The sequence below is a fragment of the Paenalcaligenes sp. Me52 genome, from assembly GCF_050487965.1.
In the GTDB taxonomy this organism is placed as follows: domain Bacteria; phylum Pseudomonadota; class Gammaproteobacteria; order Burkholderiales; family Burkholderiaceae_B; genus Paenalcaligenes.
This window is the reverse complement of the sequence record NZ_JBKQFO010000001.1, coordinates 1255255-1276444: the sequence shown is the minus strand read 5'-3', so window position 1 is coordinate 1276444 and position 21190 is coordinate 1255255. Positions and strand designations below refer to the sequence as shown.

The following is a 21190-nucleotide window of genomic DNA, read 5'->3' as shown; positions in this document are numbered from 1 at the left end:
AGAAGAACCACTGTAATATCGCATGCCCTGTATCGTCTAACTCAACTCGCTTACACGCACCCAAAAAGGCTCTTTAGCACCTTGCTTATGCTTTCTTAAGACCACACGATGGATAGCAACACTATGCTCTCTGTAAGCATCTAGGCAGTTTTCCTCACCTAGCCACTTTCCAGCCAACGCCTCTAGTGCATCGAGCGACACATTACCATGCATACGCTCACCAGCTTCAGTCAAAAAAGCAAATGCCACACCCGATGGATGAACCCGGTATTCAGCAAACTCAATATTCATTTTGTCCCTTTGAATGCAAATAAAAAAACCTATGGATTTTCTGTCTTGCTGCACATTGGTGACCTTGCGCCACCAACTTGAGAACTACTTGAACATCTACTACTTTTTGGCTCTGTTCACCCTAAGATGCAACCCTTCCAGGCACACAAGATCTAGGACGTAGACCCGATTTAACCTAACAGCATACCAAACAAATCTTACAATCCACACAAAACAAATACGTTACAAAAACCTGCCCCCTATAGCCATGCTGTATATCTGTCTTTTTTTGATGCTATTTATGCCTGCACTAACGGCAGTAACTCACGTAAATGAGCTATTTCATAGGTAGGCTGGATAGCAGAGGTGTTTTTTGCTTTGCTGGGGTTAAACCAACAACTAGAAATAGAAAAATTATTACCGCCGAGAATGTCGGCATCCAGACGATCCCCAATAATGAGCGTGCTGTCTTGACTAAACTCTTTTGCTTGAATAACAGCAAAATCGAAAAGCCTTTTATCCGGCTTGGCATGGCCACATACCTCGGAAGATGCCACAAAAGAAATGTAGTCTTGCAAGCCCGCATTGCGTATACGCTGCCGCTGCACAGCATCAAAGCCGTTGGTGATCACACCAACCTCGCCCACCGCTGCCAAGGCCTGACAGACCTCTAATGCGCCATCTATTAACGCAACATGCTCGGCCAAACCTTGTACATATAAAGCGTTGGCATGCTCAGCACACTCTCTTACATCATGGCGCGCAAAGGTTCGAGCGAAACGCTCTACTTTGAGCTGATCCCTGGTAACTAAGCCCTGCTCAAATTGTTTCCATAACCCAGTGTCGATGGCCAGAAACTCAGCAAAAATATCCTCTGCGCACACCTCTACTCCGATACGCTCAAGCATGCGCTTAAACGCCCATTCATTTGAGATTGAAAAATCAAAAAGAGTGTCGTCCAAATCAAAAAGAAAAAGGCGATATTTCATACGTAGCTACAACCTACTGAAAAGTAGAAAATCAATCACTACTAGTTTAGCAACCACTACCGCTAATAAAAAAGCGAGGCCCATAATATGAGTCCTCGCTATAACTTTTGTCGCACATGCCATCATGCTAGAAACCTAGTTACCTACAGCAGTGTGATCCGTGTAGCACAAGGGCCTTTTTGCCCCTGCCCAACCACATATGACACGCGTTGATTTTCGCTTAATGTGCTGTATGACTCATTACTTTGGATTTCGCTCTGATGTGCAAAAAGGTCCTTCCCTCCATTTTCCGGCATGATAAAACCAAAGCCTCTGTCGTTATCGAACCATTTCACAATACCAGTTTCTATTTTCAATGTATTTCCTAAATAGTGAGAAAAATTTCCGTAACCCACTATGACAGAAATGCACTACTAAAGATACCCATGACACTGCGTTAAGCAGTAAAGCCTCCATCTACGCTCAAACTAGCACCTGTAATAAATGCAGCTTCAGGGCTTGCCAAGTACATCACGAAAGAGGCAATTTCTTCCTCTTTAGCGTACCGCTTTAAGGCCATAATTTTCTTAAGCTCATCCGCGAATTCGCTACCATCCGGGTTGAGATCGGTATCCACAGGACCAGGCTGTACATTATTAACAGTGATCCCCCTATCGCCCAAGTCACGCGCCATCGCTTTAGTTAAGCCCACCAATGCCGCTTTACTCATGGCGTAGGCTGCACCACCGACAAACGGCACGCGTTCTGCATTCACACTGCCTATATGGATGATGCGCCCCTGATTATTCATATGTTGACTGGCTATCTGACTCGCTACAAAGGCACTACGCACATTAATAGCATAGCTACGATCAAAATCTTCTATGCTCAACTCGCCAATATGACCCAACGCTAAAACCCCGGCGTTATTCACCAAGATGTCAATATTGCCCCATGCTTGCACGGTTTGCATAATCACCGCCTCTACCGCGGACGCATCTGCGCTATCAGCATGAAGCGCCATAGCATTACCTCCCGCTGCACGAATGCTCTCTTGTAGAGCCAACGCTTTCTCTGTGGACTGCACATAGCTAAATGCAACGCTTGCCCCCTCGGCTGCCGCCAAGCGCACAATGGCCGCTCCTATGCCCCGCGCACCGCCCTGAACAAACACCACCTTGCCTGCCAACTTTCCTGAACGCATATCAAACTCTCGCCATAAGCGTATTGCCGCCAAGGCATATTACGCATTGATGTGTGTACTGCCGGCGCTCACCTGCACGGCATCCTCACATCATGCTAGGACTTACACCCCCTATAGACTAGCCCTTGGTTTTGATCAACTGTGTCCTAAATCTAGAACAATCACCCCGCCTAGGCACAGTTGACGCCAGCTAAAGCTTAAACCTACTATCTACCATATAGTTCATAACTAAACTAAGGGGACAACTGTGCTGGTACCTATAACCAAACCCAAAACTGGTGTATTTCGCTATCTGGAAGACTTCAAGATTGGGGAGACAATAGAAACAGAGGCATTTTCACTGGATCGCGACATGATTGTTTCTTTTGCCGAGCAATATGATCCACAAGATATGCATATAGACGAAGAGTTAGCCAAAAACACGATCTTTGGCGAACTGGTGGGTAGCGGTTGGCAAACGTTGTTGATTACCTTAAAGCTGATTTTGAACTCCAAGCGCTTTGGTGACACTCCACTGATTGGCGCTGGGTTTAAGGAGGTGCGCTTTCATCACCCCATGTACCCAGGCGATAGCCTGAAAGTGTGCGCTGAAATCATGGATATACGTCCCTCCAAGAACAAAGCAGATCGCGGTTTACTAGACATTCACGTCACCACCAAAACCACCACTGGGACTGTGCTCATTACTCAGACATGGACACTGGCCCTCCCTACTAAAGCCAGCGTCACCGCCGCTGCCGCTAGTCACTAAGTGCCACAGCCATACACCACACACAAAAAAAGCCCGCTGGTTTATTAACCTACGGGCTGCGCGTGGGATGGCTGGTTACTCATCTGCAATCAGTCTACGCCCCAAGCTCACCACATCGTCTGGCGTATAGCCCAGTTCTTTATAGAACTGAATCACCTGCGCATTGCTGCTGCGTACTAATAAATTGATTTTTGGGCAGCCTCGCTCTATCAACAATTGCTCAGCTTCGCGCATCAATTGTTTGCCATAAGATAGGCGCTGGTAGTCAGGATCAACGGCTACGTAATACACCCAGCCCCGATGCCCATCAAAGCCCACCATCGCCGTAGCAATCACTTTATTGCGCTCTACTCCCACCAGAAAAAGCTCTGGCTGAGCCGTCAACTTGCGAGCAATATCCTTACGAGGATCATTCCAAGGGCGCGTTAGGCCACAAGTTTCCCAAAGAGCAATTACCGCCGTTTCATCCGCAGGTTGGTAAGAACGAATTTCCATAGTATTTCTACAAAAAGAGTACAGCACTAAACACCACACCGTAGCAGCCTTATGCGTCACCCCCATGACGCCGCTTCTCTGGCAACATTGCAGACATATGATTGGGCTGCACGCCCCCCCCCCCCCCTAACTACCCACACACTCCAAAAACCCTCGTAAACACGGGTTCTGATTGGTAGGTGACCATGCCAACACCTGTTCAATCAATGGCGCATTATCTAACGGCAAATACCGCACCCCTGCCACCTGCGCTTTTTGCATAGACGCAGGCACTAACGCAATGCCAACGCCTTCTGCCACCAGACTCAATACCGTTTGCTGTAACTGCACCTCAAAACGTATATTGGGATTAAATCCATTTTTCTGGCAATGCGTCACAATCGCGGCATATAGCGATGAGGCGGCACTCTCTGCTGCCACCACAAATGCCTCATTTTGCAACTGAGTAATGGCAAGGCTAGACTCTGAAGCCAATGCGTGTGTGCTGGCCAGCGCCACACACAACGACTCCGCAACCACAGTTTGCGTATTCAACCCCTGCTCATCTTCCGAAGGTAAAAGCACAGCGGCATCAATATCCCCTCTACGTACCTGCTCCAACAGGTTGTTAGAGACCACCTCTCGCAGTTGCAAGGTAACGTCTGGCCACGCCGCACTAAACAACCTCGTGTAACGCGGAATCACACTGTAGGCCGCACACATCGTAAAACCTATAGTCAACACGCCTGCCTCTCCGGCAGCAACGGCTCTCGCGTTGTGAACCGCTTGCTCTAGTGTGTTTAAAACGTTTTTCGCATCTTGATAGAAACGCTCTCCAGCAACAGTAAGCGTGACATTACGCGAATTACGTTCTATCAACTTCACCCCAATACTTTGCTCTAACGCCGCCAACTGTCGGCTAAGCGGTGGTTGCGATATATGTAGGCGGGCGGCAGCCTGACCAAAATGTAGAGTCTCGGCCAACATCACAAAATAGCGTAATGGTTTAACGTCCATCATTAATATAAAAAGGGTATTAATCAGTCAGAAAAATAGCATTGGTAAGCAACAATCTAAGTTTCTACACTATACGCTTTAGCAGCCTCATCACCCACCTATGCTCTCCGTTCTTGCCATTATTTTGCCCATTTTCGCCCTCATTACCACAGGGTGGTTAGCTCGTAAAGCCGGTGCATTAGGGCCTCGCGCAACAGGAGAGATTAATAATTTTGTGGTCTACCTAGCGCTACCAGCTCTATTATTTGACATCGTTGCCAACGCAGATTGGCACACCCTGTGGCAACCGGAATTTGTAGCCACTTTTGGAATAGGCACCGCCCTACTCTTTGTCACCGCTTTATGCCTACAACGGTTACGCACAAAAAAACTCGCTGATGCCGCTATAGATGCGTTAAATGCCTCCTATGCCAACACGGGCTTCCTAGGCATTCCGCTGGCATTGGCAGTGCTTGGGTCGCCTGCGTTAATCCCCGCATTGATTTCAACCATTCTGACCGTCTGCGTGCTGTTTGCCGTCGCCATAGTGATAATCGAAGTAGGCTTACAACCCAATCGCAAGATCACGCAGATGTTGCTCAACATCGCCAAACAACTCGCCCGCAACCCTTTGCTGGTCGCGCCTGTTGCCGGTGCTGTGGTAATGCTGTCGGGTATACACCTTCCCGCCCCCATCAACAGTTTTCTGAAACTTCTGGGTGGCGCAGCATCCCCCTGTGCGTTGATTGCATTGGGACTCTTTCTGGCACAACGCCGCCGCTCTACTGGCACATTACAAGGGCTAAGCACTTTAGTTGCGCTCAAGCTTGTCATACACCCTGTAATCGTTTGGTTACTTGCGACGCAACTGTTTGATCTGCCTGAGTCACTCGTTCACGCGGCAGTATTATTAGCCGCTTTACCTACTGGTACCGGGCCATTTATGGTGACCCAGTACTATAAAAGAGATGGCAACCTGACCTCTGCCGCCATCTTAGTGTCTACCGTATTATCACTATTCAGCATCACCGCTTACCTGATGCTAACTCGCCTCTAAGCGTGTAAACACTAGGTCAGGCCCACATCAGACGCTACACTTTATGCAGATAAATAAAGGAGGCTGCATGACTGAACCTATCCACGCACTATGCTTTAGAACAGCACATCATGACGATTTACCTTCTATTATTGCGCTGCTTTCTGACGACACATTAGGTGCCGCTCGTGAAGGTAATGAATACGAAGCCGCCTACCATGCTGCCTTTATGGCCATACAAGCGCAAAGCGGTAACTCGCTGATTGTGGCCGAACATCAAGATCAGATCATTGGTGTATTACAGTTAACGCTCATCCCTGGCTTATCACGCGGTGGCATGCTCAGAGCTCAAATAGAAAGTGTACGCGTTAGCAGCCAGCATCGCGGGCTACGTGTGGGTAGAAAACTGTTGGAGTATGCGATTGAGCAAGCCCGCTCTGCAGGGTGCGGCATGGTGCAATTGACTAGCGATAAGCAACGCATCGATGCACTGCGTTTTTATGAAGGACTGGGATTTAAGCCCTCTCACGAAGGCTTCAAACTCATGCTGTAAATCACATGGCCATGTCAGCCATACACAAGCATATGGGTCACTACGCACTCATTAGCGCATAGTCTAGTCCTCGTCTATTTCGATGATGAGCAAATGCTCTCTGGCTCCCTCTGCTGCAGTCAGCACAGCCCACAAGCCACACAACGCTACAACCACAGCTTTCTTCGTACTAGATCTTCAATAATGTCGAGCACATCGCTCACATGTCACTATGTAGCATAGTGACAGGCTGTTGATGTTAAGCATTGCAAGAGGCTAATACCGTGTATTTTTTACCTAAGTGGCATCTTTAACCAGAAAGATTTCAGCGACTGTTTGTAAGGCTCCGAATTGCACGGCCCCTGCTTCGCTAAAACCATTTCGTTTATGCCATGCTAAAGGCGCTGGCTCATCTGCCTGGGCAGAGGTCATCAATAACGTCGCACCGTTATCGCGCATTAACACTTCCCAATGCTGGAGCAGTGCAACGCCCACGCCACGACACCGGTGTTCTGGACGCACCCGAATCATATCCATGAAAGGAATTTTTCCCCAGAATAGGCTGTATCGCAAAAAGCCTACTGGGTGCCCCTGCCATTCAGCAATGACATACTCGCTCTGTAACAGGCAACGCTGTACCCAAGCGTCGGTTACTTCTGTGTCGTGCGCCACCAGCCAATCCTGATGTGCTGCAGTCGCGATGGTCACAACTAAGGTCATGTGATCCTTTACGTAAATATGCTTATGGAACCAGAATGCATCATAGCCCCAGCTAACGTAATCACGCTGACTTATTTGAAAATAGGTTTTTCTCTACGCTACGACGGTGATCTGCACCAACCAGACCACCCGGCTTCAACTATTATGCGTAAGACACCTGAGCAGCACGAATTGTGCGTTCTGCGAAGCGCTGAGCCTCCGCCAAAGCATCTTCAATACGACCAAATGCCCCACTAATTGCCATATGCTCATGTGGAGCAGGAACAATTCTTGTCTCAACCTGACCGTTATCCAGAGTTCTAATCTCTACTTCGTACTTCCAACCCTCAGAGGATCCCTGAGCTACAACTGTCCACTCTTCCATATCATCCCCACGTACTATGTAATAGTCATACAACCCTTATTGCCTGATTTAAGCGTCGTATAACGTTGTAAGACATATTACGGCTTTACAACTTACACAATATTGCTATTGCTCAGACAATTCACAATTTGCCAAGTCTACCAGCACAATACGTTATTTTTTCTGTAGAGACGAAACCAAAAGAAACAGCCGCTAACGCTTACCCCGTAAGGTTTTGGATAAAAAAACCCCCGCATTCTCATCTAGAATCGGGGCAACAAGTAACCTGATTTGTTAGAGTAAAGCTCTGTATTGATATTTAGGTAAATCCTTATCTGTCACTCAACTGATGATTACTCAATCATCATCTCTACCTTTGTAGAGAAATGGCAAAACAAAGGAAAAAAACACTGCTACCCAGTAGACGGGCTTCATAAAATACATAATCATTCCACGTTTAAGAATGCCTTTATTATACAAAACACAATCAGTAAAAGTGTTAACAATCAATAAGTTACATTTAGGTTACATAACCTTTCTATCGTTACCATGACCACTCAATCCAACCCACACAAAGACTCCTATCAGGCTGCCTGTCACTGTGGCACAGTACGTTTCCGTGTAAAACTTAGTGACGGTTTGAATAGCGCTAGACGTTGTAATTGCTCCTACTGTTGCATGCGTGGTGCAGTGGCCGTATCTGCCAAGTTGGACGACATCCACATTGAACAAGGCAAAGAAGCCTTAACGCTGTACCAATTCAATACCCACGAAGCCAAGCACTACTTTTGTTCCACATGTGGCATCTACACCTTTCACCAGCGACGCTCTAACCCCAATCAATATGGTGTGAATGTGGCTTGCTTAGAAGGGATGAGCCCTTTTGATTTTGCCGAAGTCCCTGTCAATGAAGGTAAGGTACACCCGAACGATAGACCCGCTGGTAGCTCCAACATTGCTGGCTGGTTACGCTACACAGCCAACACCGATACTACTAACTAAGCGCTACCACACGCATGAAAACCAACAGCTTGGCGAATAGCATCAAATCAGGAACGCTTCCCTCAGCGCAACGATGGCTGGTTGCGCTGATTCTGCTACTACCTATCATCAATATATGCATGATTGGTTATTGGTTGTATAACGGCTTAAAGCCTGCCGCACGTGCAACACTCTGGAAAGGATTACTGTTGTTCGTGGCGACAGCGTTCTTACTGTATATGCTGTTTTTACTGATCGTGGTGGGGATGCATAGAGATCTATAATCTACGTTCATCAACCATTAGTACCTTCCACCTAGCCTAGAGCTCCCACATGAATACAAAAAGTAGACTGATAGCGATACTGTTGGCACTGAATTTGTATGCCAGTGTTGGAACCCCTGTTTACGCTCAGCCGACGGCAACAGAAACAGCCACTACGCCCAGCAGTAGTCAAACCCAATTCGACTTAGGGTTGCTGTATTACGGCGGTGATAACTTCCCCCAGAATTTCGTAAAAGCACGCACGCTCTTTGAATTGGCGGCAGCACAAAATCATGCCGAAGCCCAATACATGCTGGGGCTGATGTATTTAAATGGTGAAGGCGTGGCTCAAAGCTTTAGTCAGGCTTTGCCTTGGCTAGAAAAAGCGGCCGAGCAAGGGCATGCCAGCGCACAATATAACGCTGCTATTTTGTACGACATGGGCGATGGCACAGAACAAGATTTGCACAAAGCATTTGAGCTTTACACCAAAGCAGCGGAACAAAATTTCCCTGGGGCGCTCTTTAATCTCGCCACCATGTATGCCAAAGGCGAGGTAGTGCAACAAGATCTAAAGCGTGCGCAAGACCTATTCCTAAAAGCATGCGAGCAAGACGTAGCATCAGGGTGTCAGGAATACGAAAGGCTACTGCTTAACACAGAAAACTAAGCTCTGTACTCTTACGCTATAGAGCTGTGCTCTAGCCAAGAGTGCTTATGGATGCCTTTATAGCGCAGACAAATCTCGTAAACAGATGGTTTTCCACTGGCTCGCGAACTCGCTACTAAGATGCTGCCTCTGTTTTGGGTTACTCACACGATTAGTGCTGTAAGCCTCTTGCACCATAATCTCAAACAGCAAGGATATATCTGGTTCGCCCGGCACCTGCACTTTCTCTAAGACAGCATTCTTGTCGGCTCCCGCCTGCCTACCTTGCATAATAGACTCTGCTACTGCAGCAATGATGGTGCATTTTTCCTCCGTGGTCTGCGCTGACACTATTGCAGGTAACAGCGCGCCACTGATCAGAGTCACTACTACCGCCACAAGCCTCATACTCATTCTCATCCTCTCTATATCGTGTAGTTGCCATCACAATCACTCTATGGACTGCATGACCCTAGGCTACCGCGCCGATCTCGCTCTATCGCACTACCTATATTCTACTGTTCTACGCGCGGCCCCTACCCAAGCTTTTTCGAGCAAAGACGAGTCGCGTTCTTAAGGCATAAAAAAACACGCCTATGGCGTGTTTTTTAAAGGTGAATTTTGATTATAGCTTGCTAGAGAGTGGCTTATCTTTAGCCATGATTTTCTCCAACACACCCAACATCACCGCTGAGACCACAAACGCCAAATGTATGATGGTGTACCACATTAGCTTGTCGTTCTCGTACTTGTTGGCATTCAAGAAAATCTGCAGCAGATGTATAGAGGAAATGGCGACGATAGAAGACGCCACTTTGATTTTCAAACTACCAGCATCCAGCTTGCCCAAGAAGGATACATCGGTGTTCGCATCATCAAATCGGCTGACGAAGTTCTCATAACCGGAAATCATCACCATCACGATTAGGCTGGCAACTAACGCCGCATCAATCAAGCTCAACATGGCCAAAATCATGTCGGACTCATCGTATACAAAGACGTTCTGCGCAACTTTAAAGAACTTCACGCCAAACGAAATGGCATACATCGCCAAAGCCAAGACCAACCCTATGTAAAACGCCACCAGCAACCAACGGCTGGACAGGATAATGCGCTCAATCAGTATTTCTAGCGATTTCATGTATAAATAGTAGGTATTTCTGCAAAATAAAAACTTCCTGGTGCTTCACAGGAAAAACTAAGGACTTTAGCAAAGGTTAGTGACCCTGCTATGACTAGCACCGAGTGTAGACACCACTACACACAAGGAGTTCCCTGCATATTTTAGGCAGCAAAAAAGCCAGCACTATTACATAGGTCTGGCTTTTAAATTCGATGATTACTAACGCCTGGGCGTTAGGCATGCATTAAATTTTTTGGATGTTCGTAGCGCAAGGACCTTTTTGGCCTTGACCAACTTCGAATGATACACGTTGGTTTTCGTCAAGAGACTTGTATCCTGCCCCTTGGATTTCGCTGTGGTGAGCAAAGAGATCTTTACCACCGTTTTCAGGTGTAATGAAGCCGTAGCCTTTCTCGTTATTGAACCACTTTACGATACCAGTTTCTGTTTTCAATGTCTTTCCTAAATGTACTCAGGGAAAAATATCCCTCCATAATCATCGCAGATAAGCAGAATGAACGAAAGCCCCCACACTCAAAAAACTACTACAAGCACTGTAAAGGCTGGTATTTCGTGCACACAACGCAACAATTTTAATCACTACACGAAACAGATTTACGTAGACATAATCCTGTAAAAAACGCTATGATTCTTCTTGATGATGAGTCGGCATAGAACGACTACTGCATTTTCAGTCTCTGACAATCGGTAGTCGCGCCTCAAAGAGGGCTTCCTTAGGGAAGCCCTCTTTGTATATATGTTCTTGTCAGGCAACTGCCCTGTACTTTATGGTGATATTTTTTATCCCTCAAGGCATACAAGAATGCTGTTACGTGCCCTGCCCTTACTACTCTTGTTTCCTACTGCCTCTCAGGTTAGCGCCCAACCGCCAACCACCGCAGCACATCAATACAGCACAAACAACGATACCGCCGTCGTAACATCGCCTTCCCCTACTGACAAAAACAGCTGGATTACTGGCCGAAGCGTAGATCCTTACACCGGACAAAGCTTTCCTTACGCAAGCCTGCAGTCATCCTCTACCACCCTACGCAACCCCGTTATATTGACGCTGTTATGTAGTCGGTATCAGACCATCGTTAACCTGTACTGGGGACAGCCCCTCGCTGGTGAGCGCATGACAATACGCTACATCACGACGCCCGCTAACGAAACAGTAGAAGAAAACTGGGAAGTTTCATCAGACCAACGCACGCTTATCTATCCGTCTGACGGTAATCAACTTTTTGCCAGCCTACTTAACGCCCCCATCATTACTATCGAAGCACAAGCAGAGAATGGTCCTCTATGGGTAGCAAGTTTTACTACGCAAGGGGCCGACACCGCACTCAATGAGCTGATTAAGGTCTGCGGAGAATAACGTCTCAACGCTCTACAAGAAGGCTGCCCACACAGGCATGCCACACCAGAAACAGTGCGGTATAGTGACGGTTTATTCATCAAGCCGCTATGGCTCACAGCGTAAAGGAATCACCATGAAGAAAACTCTGTCGGCACTGGCTCTGGTACTACTGTGGGTTCCTGCCGCACACGCTACCGATATACAAGAAGCCTTAGCCAACTGCTCCGCTATGGAAGACGGCACTAAACGCTTAGCCTGTTTTGATCAGCTCGCCAAAGACTTTCAAGAAACGGTAGATGCCAGTGGTTCTGAAAACAAAACAGATCACAGCACCTCGCCCAGCAAATAAACACCATGCTCTACCGTACACGTATAGTTCTTATTGATTGTACGTGCGCGCTGTACAACCCCAACACCTCTTCTCATGCGACAACAATACCATTTTCGTCACCAAGGCTCTGATGTCTTGATCTGGGACGTCAACAAACTGCTAGCACTTACCCAGCATTTGCCTATCGAAGAAATTCCTCTGGCGCATATTACTGAGTTGGATGAAGCCTATTGGTATGACTTGGGTGGCGATAGCCCTACTTGCCGATCCATCGCCAACCATATGGCACTCGTGCAAGCTGCTGACCTAGCCTATCCAATTATTGTATGCCCAGAGGGTAAAGTGATTGATGGTATGCATAGAGCCGTTAAAGCACTGCTACTTCAGCAGCACAGCATCAAAGCGTATAGGCTCCCCATACTGCCCGAGCCTGATTATCGCAATGTCTCGCCTGACGACTTACACTACGACGACTGAGCCAAATCCTCCGTATGCCCAATAAAAAAAGCTGCCTAGTGGGCAGCTTTTTTCGGTATAGGTATAGTCTCATGCATTTTGTTCTCATCACGTTACAACGCTGTGCCGTATTGCCATGAAGCATTCATAGCTACGATGCTCTACAGCATTAGTGTCTTTTTCTGCTGATTTTCACAATACCGGCAAGGGTGAACACCGTCAGCAGCACTACTACATCAAACGCAATGATATGCATCCACAACGACCACCAGCCTGAGGATAGAAACATGTTTCCTCCTAATAATGTACAAGTACAATCAATCCATGATTAGGACTCTACCACCCATATTAAAATTATTTTTGACAAATCACAATAAATCTCACAAAAACAGTAACAAGAAATTGTAAATATCTCTTAAGGTTTTTTTAAAATAGAAAACAGATCAAATTGTAACAACACGATTTTAAAAGACCATCGAACAGATGATCAAAAAACAGAACAAAACATATAATTAATTAACATAAAAAACGATATATCCCCCTACCACTCTTTACTATGTCAGGAACAGCGCTGTGACCCGTATCAACTGTGTACCCGTAGAAGAACTCAGTGGCCCTCACTTGGTTGCTGAATACCGAGAACTGCCCCGCGTGTTTGCATTAGCCGAAAAATCCACAAAACGAACAAAGCTATTACAACCAGATACTTACACTCTTGGGAAAGGCCATGTGCTCTTCTTTTACACACGACTAGGCTATCTACAGAAACGCCATGCCGCCCTCATTGCCGAGATGAAAAAGCGAGGGTACAACCCATCGTTTACAGGGATAGAACGTAAAGATTTCCCACTTATACCTGACCATTACTGGAATGATTGGACTCCAACCGAAGAAGCCCTAACCATCAATAGGCAGCGTATTCAGGAAAGAGAAAGAGCCTCTTTAGCTAAACAAAACAGCAAAACAAGAGAGTAAAATCAATAGCAATATTAGTAATATGGTTATAAAAAATAATAGAATTTAAAATATCATTTTTTATAAATAACCATAGTTAAAAACTAAAAACCCTCTATTATCTCTTCTGCTGACAAACGAGCCAAATACGGTGAAAAAATAATGCCCGGATGCGCCACCAAGGTATACACATTGGTAAGGTTTGATAGTTTCTTTCTATAAGGCATACCGCCCTCTACTAGAGGGCGTCTCGCACCGGCCATACCGCGCAGCTCCAGACTAGGAGCCGGTGTAATTAACTGCTGCAATCGTGCTTTGACCGTTTGCACCAATGCCTCTAAACCTGCCTCTCCTTCTTCTGGATAATCTGTCGCAATGACGATACCCCCTTGTAAATCAGGTCTAAGCTCTAGGTCATTAGCGCACACCAAGTGGCGTACACCGGCATTATCGGTTTTCCACCGCATCAAAACGGCTGGTGCCTCATACACTGGCGCATCCACACCCACATCACTTAGCAATGTTTTGACTGCAGCCCCATTGGCGAGCACTACAGCCTGAGCTTGAATGTCACCCTGCGGGGTAACAACGCCTACGACAGTGCCTCCTTGCACCAGCAAACGCTCTACAACCGCGTTATATCGCACCTCTGCACCCAACCCCTTAGCGGCATCTAAAAGCTGCTGAGTCAGCATAATAGGCTCTATCGCAAAATCATCAGGAGCCCAAGCTGCGCACTGAGGAAGAGTAGCCAACTGCGGTTCTAACTGACGAATAGCATCTTGACCTACTAGTGACATGTTGACACTCACCGCCTGCTGCTCCGCCACGAGTTGGCGGGTTTCTTCATCGTTTTCACCCCAGACCAAAGCACCACGTGTCGCATAGGGCAATGCGCCTAACTCTTTTTCCAATGCCGCAAACTCACGCAAGGCCGTCTGTTTAAGCGCAAAAGCCTGAGGTCCCTCACTAGGCAACACGCTAGCAGTTCCTACCCAACCATAAGACCACTGCGTGGCACCTCTAGCTGGCTCTGCATGCTGCTCTAGCACCAGTACCTTCGCACCCGCTTTGGCCAGATTCCACGCTATACAAGCCCCCATAATCCCGCCACCTACCACCACAACTTTTGGAGCTGGATGTATCATGCTATGTATTCCTTTGTAGTCATCATTAACGATCAGGCTGGCATTCTAAAAAGCCCGCCGAATCCGGTCAACGCCCTTTAGATAACGCTCACGCTGATCTACCGCCAGCCCTCGTAGTTTGTTCATACGCTCACAACCATTCGCTGCTTTTTACTGCTTCCATGACTCTTGCCCAGCTTGGCCCTCGCATCTGCATCATAGGCCCGTCAAACAGCGGAAAGTCTACGTTAGCCGCTGCTATCAGCCAGCAACAGAGTCTTCCGCTGACACATCTGGATCAGTTGTATCACCAACCTCACAGCAACTGGGTACCTAGACCCACCTACGAGTTTCTGGCCTTGCACGATGCAGCCATAGAAGCAGACCGCTGGATCATGGAAGGTAATTACTCAGTCAGCATGCCACAACGCTTAGATCGCGCTACAGGGATCATTGTGATGGAGGTTTCTACGGCGCTGAGTCTAGCTAGATATCTACGCCGATGCTTGTTTGAACCCGGACACATAGGCTCGTTAGAGGGCGCTCAAGACAGCATCAAGTGGAGCATGATTAAACATCTGCTGATTGCCACGCCTAAAAATAGAAAGCGTTATCAGCAGCTTTATCAGGATTGGAATGGGCCTAAAGTGCTGCTCAATGGTGCTCGCGATTTGCAGGCTATTTACAAGGAATGGGGGCTAACGCACCCTACTCAGTCAACGTAACCTTTGTACACCTCATCTCACTCATAATCTGCTCGCTGCTACGCTAAGAGAAACACCACACCGTCTTTTCCCGCGGGCGAATCCTGAATACAAAAAAGCCTCCAAGAAACCTTGGAGGCTTTTTACTGCTGGGCAACCTAAGTTGCCCATCTGATCAGCATTGCTATCGTTAAAATTAACGCAGCAAGGACAGAACAGTTTGTGGAACTTGGTTAGCTTGAGCCAACACAGAAGTACCAGCTTGTTGCAGAATCTGTGAGCGTGTCATGTTGGACACTTCAACAGCGTAGTCTGCGTCTTCGATACGTGAACGTGCTGCGGACAAGTTGTTCACAGTGTTGTTCAGGTTAGCGATAGTGGACTGGAAGCGGTTTTGAATCGCACCCAGGTGGCTACGTAGATCGTCAACTTGCTGCAACGCAGAGTCAAGAGTTGCCAAAGGATCTTCTGTAGTAGGAGTTGTACTCAACTCTGCACCACGAGTAACTTTGCCTTCGTTATCCAATTTAGCTTCAAAGAACTTGTCGCCCTCTTTGATAACGTAATCACGGCCTGAACCACTGTATGCAAACAATTTGTCTGCATCTGCTCCTGTAGGAGCAATATCCGCGCTATAAGTGCTTGTGCTTTTAGTCGCGCCAGCAGGTGCTGTTTCTGCCCCCAGTTCCAGAGAACCATCTGCTTTTACTGTTACAGCATAAGTTTTAGCAGCAACATCAACGCCAGCATCCTTACCACCAGAGTAAGTGACAAAATAATCACCGGCAGTATCTTGAAGCAAAGAGCCAAAGCTACCTGTGCCATCAACGTCAGCAGCATCAGATGCAAATGCACCAACTTGACTGCCTACTTCTTTAGTAACAGCTACAGTAGTAGCTGCTGTAGCATCAACTTTACCTGTGCTAATGCTTTTAGTAACGTTGAAGTTAGCCAAATTCAACTCATGACTATCAATTTTCTTCAAATCGATAGTAATAGTTTCATTGTCATTAGCACCAACTTGTACAGTCAGTTTAGAAGCATCTTCGCCCAACACATACTTACCGTTGAACTGAGTTTCTTTGGAAACACGGTTGATTTCGCTCAAGCGTTCGTTAATCTCATTCTGAATAGATTGCAAGTCAGAATCAGAGTTAGAACCTGTAGATGCTTGTACAGTCAATGTACGGATACGCTGCAAGTTTTCGTTGATTTCGTTCAACGAACCTTCAGTTGTTTGAGCGATAGAGATACCGTCGTTCGCGTTACGAGCCGCTTGTGTCAGACCATTGATGTTGGCGGTGAAACGGTTAGCAATCGCTTGACCAGCAGCGTCGTCTTTTGCGCTGTTGATACGCAGACCGGAGGACAAACGCTCAATAGCGGTGCCCAGGGAGTTTTGGGATTTGGTCAGGTTGTTCTGAGAAACCAGCGCCAAGTAGTTAGTATTAATAACAGACATGAATGACTCCTGTTTGAGGAAAATTGCAGCACTTAACTGCTAGTTAATCAGGAAAGCCCTGGTTAGGTAGCGCCTTAACCATCACGGTAGTGGTGGGTGCTGCGCTATTTCCTGTATTAACTTGTTTACGACATACATCACTAAAGCTTTAGGGGGCATCACAAAAATTTTTGCTCCCATCACGTGATCAACCTGTTAAAACCCAGCCTGAGCACGTTGCTGTTGTGATAACGGCAGCCGTTTTTTTTTCTTAAGTGCTGCTGAAAAATTCCTAGCCACTTTAGGAGCATTCCTACAATGGGGCTCTGCTCTGGGAAGACCGAGGCTGCTGTCATATTCATCGCACACGCTAGGGGACTGCAGGAATACTTTTTGTGATTTGAGACACCAAATCAAAAAAGTTTCCTCTCCGTCCCCCGATGATGCTGATACTGATAGATTTACTGCCCTTTCTTGAGAACGATGCTCTTTGTATGAGTCGCTACATATGGGCTTACTAACGTCGAGAGTTGGGCATTCTTGCGTGAGGCCCTATGCAGCACTACTCAAGAGGGCTTTCCATCAGCTCTAACTAGGGGCGCTAACAGTTACAACGCCCCCCCTCCTCATGTCTCTACTACAGAAATACACTTCACCCCCAGTAGCGACCTATCTAAAGCTCGTGGCAAGCCATGAAGGGAAGGCGGAGGGAAGTATTTTTTTTATTTGGTGTACAAATTAAAAAATACTTTCGCAGCCTAAGGCTACGGCAGACAGTCGTTAATAAGCGGGCTTTCACTCTCAACGTAGACTGCTTCCTCTTGCTATAGAGAGCCTATAACAACAGCACTCTCACCTCGATGAGCTGCCACATGAACATCATAAAAAACAAAACGGGGAAGTCGACTCTCTCAACTTCCCCGCGTAGCCAACCTGAACACCCTACCCTTAAATAATGCCCCAGAAGTTCAACAACGCAGGCATCAACGCCGTCGTAATCCCTTGCGCTGCAGTAACTACACCGGTCAACCTACCTATAGGCAACTGGCACACTAACAGCAAAAAGAACATGAACCACAGCACTGACCAGGCCAGCCAGCTAAACACCATCCAATAATCAAAGCCCGTCACCGCCGACAAGAAGGTCAAAATGGCTACAGGGATACCGATAAATGGCACCAATAGACAGAACCAGCCAAACGCTTTACCGTCTGCCCCCGTAAACGCATTAATGGCCAACCAGATATAGGTCAACACAAACAATCCCGAATAAGCAGCCGGTGCTAGGCTATCTCCTGTGGTGGTTGAACGCACCACCATGACTGTCAGCAACACCACACCCATAATGCCGGTAAATAGATTCACCACGGCGGCATCTTTAATGCCTATATGTTTGCTCGTATCCGCAGCGTAACTGTTATAGATCCGTACACCGTTCACGAACAACGTAATGCCTACAAATACTAAATAGAATTGCAGCATGGCAGCATCCTTAAGGTCTTTATTGCTGGTTAATGTAAATACGTCTGCCTCAACACCAAGGTTTGGGTAAAGCATGTGCCCTGCGGTGAAACCGCGACTTTCTCTTTCCGGCATGATGCTACGAGCAAAACTACACTTTCGGTATAAGGGATTCCCTTGGCTACCTATCAGCATTCACAGATTGACTTTTACAAACAAAAAAAGCCCACAACATTGTTGTGGACCTTCTTGTACTGCAAACAGAATACTAGCTTATGCGGAGCAGGTTGCCTGTACAAATCGGGACTGGTTTTGGCGCCCCAACACTTGGCTAATGTACTGCCCTGCTCTGAGCATGGCTTCTTTGTTAACGCCGGTTTGTAGACCTAAGCCTTCTAACAAATACACCACATCTTCAGTCGCCACGTTGCCGGATGCGCCTTTGGCATAGGGGCAACCGCCCAAGCCAGCGACAGAAGCATCAAAGCTACGCAAACCTAAGTCTAGCGACGCATAGATGTTCGCAATCGCCATGCCGTAGGTGTCGTGGTAATGACCAGCTAAGGCAGCGACGGGGATCACATCACTACAGTGCTTTAAGACTGTACGAATGCGTTCTGGCGTACCCGTACCGATGGTGTCACCCAGCGACACTTCGTAGCAACCCATGTCGTACAGTTTTTTAGCCACGTAAGCGACTTTGGCTGGGTCGGTTGGGCCATCGTAAGGGCAGTCCACAATGGTAGAGACATAACCACGCACTTTGATGCCCAGCTCTTTGGCTTGTGCAGCGATATCTGCAAAACGCGCCAAGCTGTCTTCAATGGTGCTGTTGATGTTCTTTTGTACAAAGCTCTCGGAAGCCGCTGTAAAGATAGACACCTCTTTACATTGCACGGCTACCGCTGCCTCAAAGCCTTTTTGATTGGGTGTAAGCAAGCTGAAGTCTATACCTTCGGGCTTTACCAGCCGTTGGTATAGTTCATCGCTTTGTGCCATTTGTGGCACCCACTTAGGCGACACACACGCGCCCACTTCTATAGCTGGAAAACCGCACTCTACTAGATGCTCTAGAAAGGTCAGTCGTTGTTCCAAGGTGATGACGGCTTTCTCGTTTTGCAAGCCGTCTCTCGCGCCCACTTCAGTGAGTCTAACGTATGTATCGCTCATCTCATCCTACCAATGCCAATAAAGCCGGAACTGTCAAAATCGCCATGTAGTAACCCATGAACTGGCAGCCAGTATTAAAGCCAAAATGGCGTGATAGCATGCCGCCCACTAGACCCATGGTCAGAATAACCAACAGACCAAGAATACCACCTTCCCACAAACTGATGACCACAATCAGGCCAACAAAGGTAGCAATAATGGCTTCATGGCTAATGCGCTTGGACACGAACAACGCCGCACGACGAGCATAGTTCATGGCAAATGGGTAGGCCACAATCGCCGCGATCAACACCGACAACATGCCGTAGCCTAGGAACTCCCATTGGCTTAACAAGTTGTGCAAGTTAAACGGCTCTACGCCATCGCCCCCAACGGTGTATACCGGTGGTGCGTTAAACAAGGGTGCTGCAGGGCCAGCCGCTACTGGGCTTAGTGGCAAACCGAAGGCAACCAGCGGAATCAGCGCTTCGGCAATATAGGTGGACTCGGTCACACCGTTTTTAACAGCCAAGCTGGTGGTTAAACGTTGGTAGATTTGTTTGAAGCGCGATGCCACAAACTCACCCAGAGCTACCGTCATGGCCACAGGGCTGAACACAAAGGTCGCACTGGAAATGACTGAGGTAATACCTGTCCATTTGATTTGCTGTTTATCCAGCACTTTGAATGGGCTAGGGAAGTAACCATCCCAGCTTTTCAGTTCTGGTGCGATAGACAACTGGTTCACGCGATCACGACGCATGTGTTTTTTACCTTGGGGTGAAAACACAGTGAACAAATCTGCAATCAGTGGACCAATCGCAATACCCAAGAAGTAGCTCACCGACAATTTAACGTCGAATTTTGCAGTGAAACTTTGTAGTGCAATGATCAAGCACACAAAGGGGATCAACAGCATGGTGGAGGCTATTTTACCTGGTGAGAACCATGTAATCAGAATGGCCGCAAAGGCAAAAATCCAAGGAGCGAATTTGGTGATGGTGCCGCCAAAGGGTGCCAACAAGGATGCAAACAGCATGGCGCTAGGCACAGCGATGAAGGCTGAGATAATCGCCCCTGAAATCATCTTACGCAACGCAATGTGCGGAGCCCCCAACTGACGCATGGCATTGGCATCCGATACCAGCGGTGTTGCCAAGGTATCGCCAGGAATACCCAGCAACGCCGTAGGAATCGCGTGCGTCATGTGCTTGGCAATGGCTGCCGACATCCAGAAGGTGAACACACCTACAGGAGGTGCACCCAACAAAATCACCAATAAGGTCAGCGGCGCTAAGGTGGTGGTTTCATCCGTACCGGAAATTAAACCGATGGCTGAAAACAGTACGGCACCCGCCAAACCAAAGGCAAAGGCATAGAGAAACTGCTCAATAAAAACTTCCATGTAAGCCTCCTGTTATTGTTCTTTTTGTTTTTGAAGAAATGCGTCGTAGAGATTGAGCTCTTTTAGCTCTTGTTTGACAGACTCAGGTACCTGCGTCACATCACCCAACTCTCTACCCTCTTCTTTCCATTGAGCAACTAGATGGTCAAACCACTCCATGCTTTGCTCGTCAGGTTGCAGAATTTCGCGTTTAGGGCTGAACATTTTGGCGCATACAAAACCCGCCAACAAACATCCAAACAAACCAAACAGCATGCTGTATGCATGCGCTAAAGCAGGTTCAGATACGCGTGGCAGCAAGAACCAACGCCCTAAATAAAAGGTGGCTGTACTTAGCACAATACCGATCAGAATGGCCTTTACTAACTGGGCATAACTAACGGTATCACCCCAAACCTCGACCAGATCCCCTGGTACCTGCGTTGCCGTGGATGCAGACTTTAGGTCTGCACTGTTATTGTTCATGGTCTTCTCCACGATGACTCTCCT

28 protein-coding genes are annotated in these 21190 nt (G+C 47.4%); 11 read left to right on the top strand and 17 right to left on the bottom strand.

The features are described from left to right. Window positions 1–36 precede the first annotated feature (36 nt). The 4 genes from ACLO87_RS06035 to ACLO87_RS06020 all read right to left on the bottom strand — a co-directional run bounded on the left by ACLO87_RS06035 (window position 37) and on the right by ACLO87_RS06020 (window position 2442). Window positions 37–291, bottom strand: coding sequence for a hypothetical protein (locus ACLO87_RS06035; protein ID WP_135863489.1), 255 nt, complete (start codon window positions 289–291; stop codon window positions 37–39). 278 nt (window positions 292–569) lie between these two features. Then, window positions 570–1259: a YjjG family noncanonical pyrimidine nucleotidase gene (locus ACLO87_RS06030; RefSeq protein ID WP_430223050.1), complete on the bottom strand. Its 690-nt coding sequence runs from the start codon at window positions 1257–1259 to the stop codon at window positions 570–572. A 143-nt stretch (window positions 1260–1402) separates the two neighbouring features. Next, a complete protein-coding gene (locus ACLO87_RS06025; protein ID WP_430223049.1) occupies window positions 1403–1615 on the bottom strand; it encodes a cold-shock protein in 213 nt (70 codons plus the stop codon). Window positions 1616–1695: 80 nt separating this feature from the next. Beyond that, window positions 1696–2442, bottom strand: coding sequence for a 3-oxoacyl-ACP reductase family protein (locus ACLO87_RS06020; RefSeq protein WP_430223048.1), 747 nt, complete (start codon window positions 2440–2442; stop codon window positions 1696–1698). Window positions 2443–2689: 247 nt separating this feature from the next. On the opposite strand from ACLO87_RS06020, the gene ACLO87_RS06015 reads away from it, so the two are divergent. Continuing rightward, window positions 2690–3193: a MaoC/PaaZ C-terminal domain-containing protein gene (locus ACLO87_RS06015; protein ID WP_430223047.1), complete on the top strand. Its 504-nt coding sequence runs from the start codon at window positions 2690–2692 to the stop codon at window positions 3191–3193. A gap of 75 nt (window positions 3194–3268) precedes the next feature. Here ACLO87_RS06015 and ACLO87_RS06010 read toward each other — a convergent pair whose 3' ends face one another. Then, entirely contained in the window at window positions 3269–3688 is a 420-nt protein-coding gene (locus ACLO87_RS06010) for a GNAT family acetyltransferase (RefSeq protein ID WP_430223046.1), read from the bottom strand. A 126-nt stretch (window positions 3689–3814) separates the two neighbouring features. Then, window positions 3815–4687 carry a LysR substrate-binding domain-containing protein gene (locus ACLO87_RS06005; RefSeq protein ID WP_430223045.1) on the bottom strand — a complete coding sequence of 291 codons (873 nt, stop codon included), beginning with the start codon at window positions 4685–4687 and terminating at the stop codon, window positions 3815–3817. Window positions 4688–4784: 97 nt separating this feature from the next. Here ACLO87_RS06005 and ACLO87_RS06000 point away from each other — a divergent pair, with 97 nt between their 5' ends. Together ACLO87_RS06000 and ACLO87_RS05995 are read left to right on the top strand one after the other, a co-directional pair. Then, a complete protein-coding gene (locus ACLO87_RS06000; RefSeq protein WP_430223044.1) occupies window positions 4785–5720 on the top strand; it encodes an AEC family transporter in 936 nt (311 codons plus the stop codon). Window positions 5721–5787: 67 nt separating this feature from the next. Then, window positions 5788–6252 (top strand): GNAT family N-acetyltransferase, encoded by a 465-nt coding sequence (locus ACLO87_RS05995; RefSeq protein WP_135863504.1) that lies wholly within the window; start codon window positions 5788–5790, stop codon window positions 6250–6252. Window positions 6253–6528: 276 nt separating this feature from the next. On the opposite strand, the gene ACLO87_RS05990 is transcribed toward ACLO87_RS05995, so the two are convergent. Both ACLO87_RS05990 and ACLO87_RS05985 read right to left on the bottom strand, forming a co-directional pair. After that, window positions 6529–6951, bottom strand: coding sequence for a GNAT family N-acetyltransferase (locus ACLO87_RS05990; protein WP_430223043.1), 423 nt, complete (start codon window positions 6949–6951; stop codon window positions 6529–6531). 142 nt (window positions 6952–7093) lie between these two features. Continuing rightward, the gene (locus ACLO87_RS05985; protein WP_135863508.1) at window positions 7094–7315 is read right to left on the bottom strand and encodes a hypothetical protein; all 222 of its coding nucleotides are present in this window, start codon (window positions 7313–7315) and stop codon (window positions 7094–7096) included. Window positions 7316–7843: 528 nt separating this feature from the next. On the opposite strand from ACLO87_RS05985, the gene ACLO87_RS05980 reads away from it, so the two are divergent. Genes ACLO87_RS05980 through ACLO87_RS05970 form a run of 3 tightly spaced genes read left to right on the top strand, consistent with a single transcriptional unit; the run spans window position 7844 to window position 9208 of the window. Beyond that, complete coding sequence (locus ACLO87_RS05980; RefSeq protein ID WP_135863510.1) at window positions 7844–8296, top strand: GFA family protein; 453 nt, start codon at window positions 7844–7846, stop codon at window positions 8294–8296. A gap of 14 nt (window positions 8297–8310) precedes the next feature. Then, window positions 8311–8559, top strand: coding sequence for a hypothetical protein (locus tag ACLO87_RS05975; protein WP_430223042.1), 249 nt, complete (start codon window positions 8311–8313; stop codon window positions 8557–8559). A gap of 49 nt (window positions 8560–8608) precedes the next feature. Continuing rightward, the gene (locus ACLO87_RS05970; RefSeq protein WP_430223041.1) at window positions 8609–9208 is read left to right on the top strand and encodes a tetratricopeptide repeat protein; all 600 of its coding nucleotides are present in this window, start codon (window positions 8609–8611) and stop codon (window positions 9206–9208) included. Window positions 9209–9265: 57 nt separating this feature from the next. On the opposite strand, the gene ACLO87_RS05965 is transcribed toward ACLO87_RS05970, so the two are convergent. The 3 genes from ACLO87_RS05965 to ACLO87_RS05955 all read right to left on the bottom strand — a co-directional run bounded on the left by ACLO87_RS05965 (window position 9266) and on the right by ACLO87_RS05955 (window position 10764). Then, window positions 9266–9601: a hypothetical protein gene (locus ACLO87_RS05965; RefSeq protein WP_135863516.1), complete on the bottom strand. Its 336-nt coding sequence runs from the start codon at window positions 9599–9601 to the stop codon at window positions 9266–9268. A gap of 211 nt (window positions 9602–9812) precedes the next feature. After that, entirely contained in the window at window positions 9813–10328 is a 516-nt protein-coding gene (locus ACLO87_RS05960) for a TIGR00645 family protein (RefSeq protein ID WP_135863517.1), read from the bottom strand. A 226-nt stretch (window positions 10329–10554) separates the two neighbouring features. Continuing rightward, window positions 10555–10764 carry a cold-shock protein gene (locus ACLO87_RS05955; RefSeq protein ID WP_135867011.1) on the bottom strand — a complete coding sequence of 70 codons (210 nt, stop codon included), beginning with the start codon at window positions 10762–10764 and terminating at the stop codon, window positions 10555–10557. 369 nt (window positions 10765–11133) lie between these two features. Between ACLO87_RS05955 and ACLO87_RS05950 the strand changes: the two genes are divergently transcribed. From ACLO87_RS05950 to ACLO87_RS05935, 4 genes are all read left to right on the top strand, one after another. Next, complete coding sequence (locus ACLO87_RS05950; protein WP_430223040.1) at window positions 11134–11691, top strand: hypothetical protein; 558 nt, start codon at window positions 11134–11136, stop codon at window positions 11689–11691. A 115-nt stretch (window positions 11692–11806) separates the two neighbouring features. Further along, window positions 11807–12022 (top strand): hypothetical protein, encoded by a 216-nt coding sequence (locus ACLO87_RS05945; RefSeq protein ID WP_135867015.1) that lies wholly within the window; start codon window positions 11807–11809, stop codon window positions 12020–12022. Window positions 12023–12097: 75 nt separating this feature from the next. Further along, window positions 12098–12481 (top strand): hypothetical protein, encoded by a 384-nt coding sequence (locus ACLO87_RS05940; RefSeq protein WP_430223039.1) that lies wholly within the window; start codon window positions 12098–12100, stop codon window positions 12479–12481. A 552-nt stretch (window positions 12482–13033) separates the two neighbouring features. Further along, window positions 13034–13435: a pyrimidine dimer DNA glycosylase/endonuclease V gene (locus ACLO87_RS05935; RefSeq protein ID WP_430223038.1), complete on the top strand. Its 402-nt coding sequence runs from the start codon at window positions 13034–13036 to the stop codon at window positions 13433–13435. A gap of 83 nt (window positions 13436–13518) precedes the next feature. Here the strand turns inward: ACLO87_RS05935 and ACLO87_RS05930 are convergent, their stop codons facing one another. After that, window positions 13519–14562 (bottom strand): NAD(P)/FAD-dependent oxidoreductase, encoded by a 1044-nt coding sequence (locus ACLO87_RS05930; RefSeq protein WP_430223037.1) that lies wholly within the window; start codon window positions 14560–14562, stop codon window positions 13519–13521. Window positions 14563–14723: 161 nt separating this feature from the next. Here ACLO87_RS05930 and ACLO87_RS05925 point away from each other — a divergent pair, with 161 nt between their 5' ends. Next, window positions 14724–15266, top strand: coding sequence for a P-loop NTPase family protein (locus ACLO87_RS05925; RefSeq protein WP_430223036.1), 543 nt, complete (start codon window positions 14724–14726; stop codon window positions 15264–15266). Between the two features lie 175 nt (window positions 15267–15441). Here the strand turns inward: ACLO87_RS05925 and ACLO87_RS05920 are convergent, their stop codons facing one another. The 5 genes from ACLO87_RS05920 to ACLO87_RS05900 all read right to left on the bottom strand — a co-directional run bounded on the left by ACLO87_RS05920 (window position 15442) and on the right by ACLO87_RS05900 (window position 21166). Further along, a complete protein-coding gene (locus ACLO87_RS05920) occupies window positions 15442–16707 on the bottom strand; it encodes a FliC/FljB family flagellin (RefSeq protein WP_430223035.1) in 1266 nt (421 codons plus the stop codon). 927 nt (window positions 16708–17634) lie between these two features. Continuing rightward, a complete protein-coding gene (locus ACLO87_RS05915; RefSeq protein ID WP_430223034.1) occupies window positions 17635–18168 on the bottom strand; it encodes an AmiS/UreI family transporter in 534 nt (177 codons plus the stop codon). Between the two features lie 252 nt (window positions 18169–18420). Continuing rightward, window positions 18421–19317: a hydroxymethylglutaryl-CoA lyase gene (locus ACLO87_RS05910; RefSeq protein ID WP_135862119.1), complete on the bottom strand. Its 897-nt coding sequence runs from the start codon at window positions 19315–19317 to the stop codon at window positions 18421–18423. A gap of 1 nt (window position 19318) precedes the next feature. Continuing rightward, a complete protein-coding gene (locus ACLO87_RS05905; protein WP_430223033.1) occupies window positions 19319–20701 on the bottom strand; it encodes a tripartite tricarboxylate transporter permease in 1383 nt (460 codons plus the stop codon). 12 nt (window positions 20702–20713) lie between these two features. After that, window positions 20714–21166, bottom strand: a complete 453-nt coding sequence (locus tag ACLO87_RS05900) for an NnrS family protein (RefSeq protein WP_135862122.1) — start codon at window positions 21164–21166, stop codon at window positions 20714–20716. Between the last annotated feature and the right edge of the window lie 24 nt (window positions 21167–21190).

Bases quoted from the DNA above. Each gene is read 5' to 3' on its own strand.
- ACLO87_RS06035 (WP_135863489.1), bottom strand. From the start codon at position 291: ATGAATATTGAGTTTGCTGAATACCGGGTTCATCCATCGGGTGTGGCA.
- ACLO87_RS06030 (WP_430223050.1), bottom strand. From the start codon at position 1,259: ATGAAATATCGCCTTTTTCTTTTTGATTTGGACGACACTCTTTTTGAT.
- ACLO87_RS06020 (WP_430223048.1), bottom strand. From the start codon at position 2,442: ATGCGTTCAGGAAAGTTGGCAGGCAAGGTGGTGTTTGTTCAGGGCGGT.
- ACLO87_RS06010 (WP_430223046.1), bottom strand. From the start codon at position 3,688: ATGGAAATTCGTTCTTACCAACCTGCGGATGAAACGGCGGTAATTGCT.
- ACLO87_RS06005 (WP_430223045.1), bottom strand. From the start codon at position 4,687: ATGATGGACGTTAAACCATTACGCTATTTTGTGATGTTGGCCGAGACT.
- ACLO87_RS06000 (WP_430223044.1), top strand. From the start codon at position 4,785: ATGCTCTCCGTTCTTGCCATTATTTTGCCCATTTTCGCCCTCATTACC.
- ACLO87_RS05995 (WP_135863504.1), top strand. From the start codon at position 5,788: ATGACTGAACCTATCCACGCACTATGCTTTAGAACAGCACATCATGAC.
- ACLO87_RS05990 (WP_430223043.1), bottom strand. From the start codon at position 6,951: ATGACCTTAGTTGTGACCATCGCGACTGCAGCACATCAGGATTGGCTG.
- ACLO87_RS05985 (WP_135863508.1), bottom strand. From the start codon at position 7,315: ATGGAAGAGTGGACAGTTGTAGCTCAGGGATCCTCTGAGGGTTGGAAG.
- ACLO87_RS05980 (WP_135863510.1), top strand. From the start codon at position 7,844: ATGACCACTCAATCCAACCCACACAAAGACTCCTATCAGGCTGCCTGT.
- ACLO87_RS05975 (WP_430223042.1), top strand. From the start codon at position 8,311: ATGAAAACCAACAGCTTGGCGAATAGCATCAAATCAGGAACGCTTCCC.
- ACLO87_RS05970 (WP_430223041.1), top strand. From the start codon at position 8,609: ATGAATACAAAAAGTAGACTGATAGCGATACTGTTGGCACTGAATTTG.
- ACLO87_RS05965 (WP_135863516.1), bottom strand. From the start codon at position 9,601: ATGAGTATGAGGCTTGTGGCGGTAGTAGTGACTCTGATCAGTGGCGCG.
- ACLO87_RS05960 (WP_135863517.1), bottom strand. From the start codon at position 10,328: ATGAAATCGCTAGAAATACTGATTGAGCGCATTATCCTGTCCAGCCGT.
- ACLO87_RS05950 (WP_430223040.1), top strand. From the start codon at position 11,134: ATGCTGTTACGTGCCCTGCCCTTACTACTCTTGTTTCCTACTGCCTCT.
- ACLO87_RS05945 (WP_135867015.1), top strand. From the start codon at position 11,807: ATGAAGAAAACTCTGTCGGCACTGGCTCTGGTACTACTGTGGGTTCCT.
- ACLO87_RS05940 (WP_430223039.1), top strand. From the start codon at position 12,098: ATGCGACAACAATACCATTTTCGTCACCAAGGCTCTGATGTCTTGATC.
- ACLO87_RS05930 (WP_430223037.1), bottom strand. From the start codon at position 14,562: ATGATACATCCAGCTCCAAAAGTTGTGGTGGTAGGTGGCGGGATTATG.
- ACLO87_RS05925 (WP_430223036.1), top strand. From the start codon at position 14,724: ATGACTCTTGCCCAGCTTGGCCCTCGCATCTGCATCATAGGCCCGTCA.
- ACLO87_RS05920 (WP_430223035.1), bottom strand. From the start codon at position 16,707: ATGTCTGTTATTAATACTAACTACTTGGCGCTGGTTTCTCAGAACAAC.
- ACLO87_RS05915 (WP_430223034.1), bottom strand. From the start codon at position 18,168: ATGCTGCAATTCTATTTAGTATTTGTAGGCATTACGTTGTTCGTGAAC.
- ACLO87_RS05910 (WP_135862119.1), bottom strand. From the start codon at position 19,317: ATGAGCGATACATACGTTAGACTCACTGAAGTGGGCGCGAGAGACGGC.
- ACLO87_RS05905 (WP_430223033.1), bottom strand. From the start codon at position 20,701: ATGGAAGTTTTTATTGAGCAGTTTCTCTATGCCTTTGCCTTTGGTTTG.
- ACLO87_RS05900 (WP_135862122.1), bottom strand. From the start codon at position 21,166: ATGAACAATAACAGTGCAGACCTAAAGTCTGCATCCACGGCAACGCAG.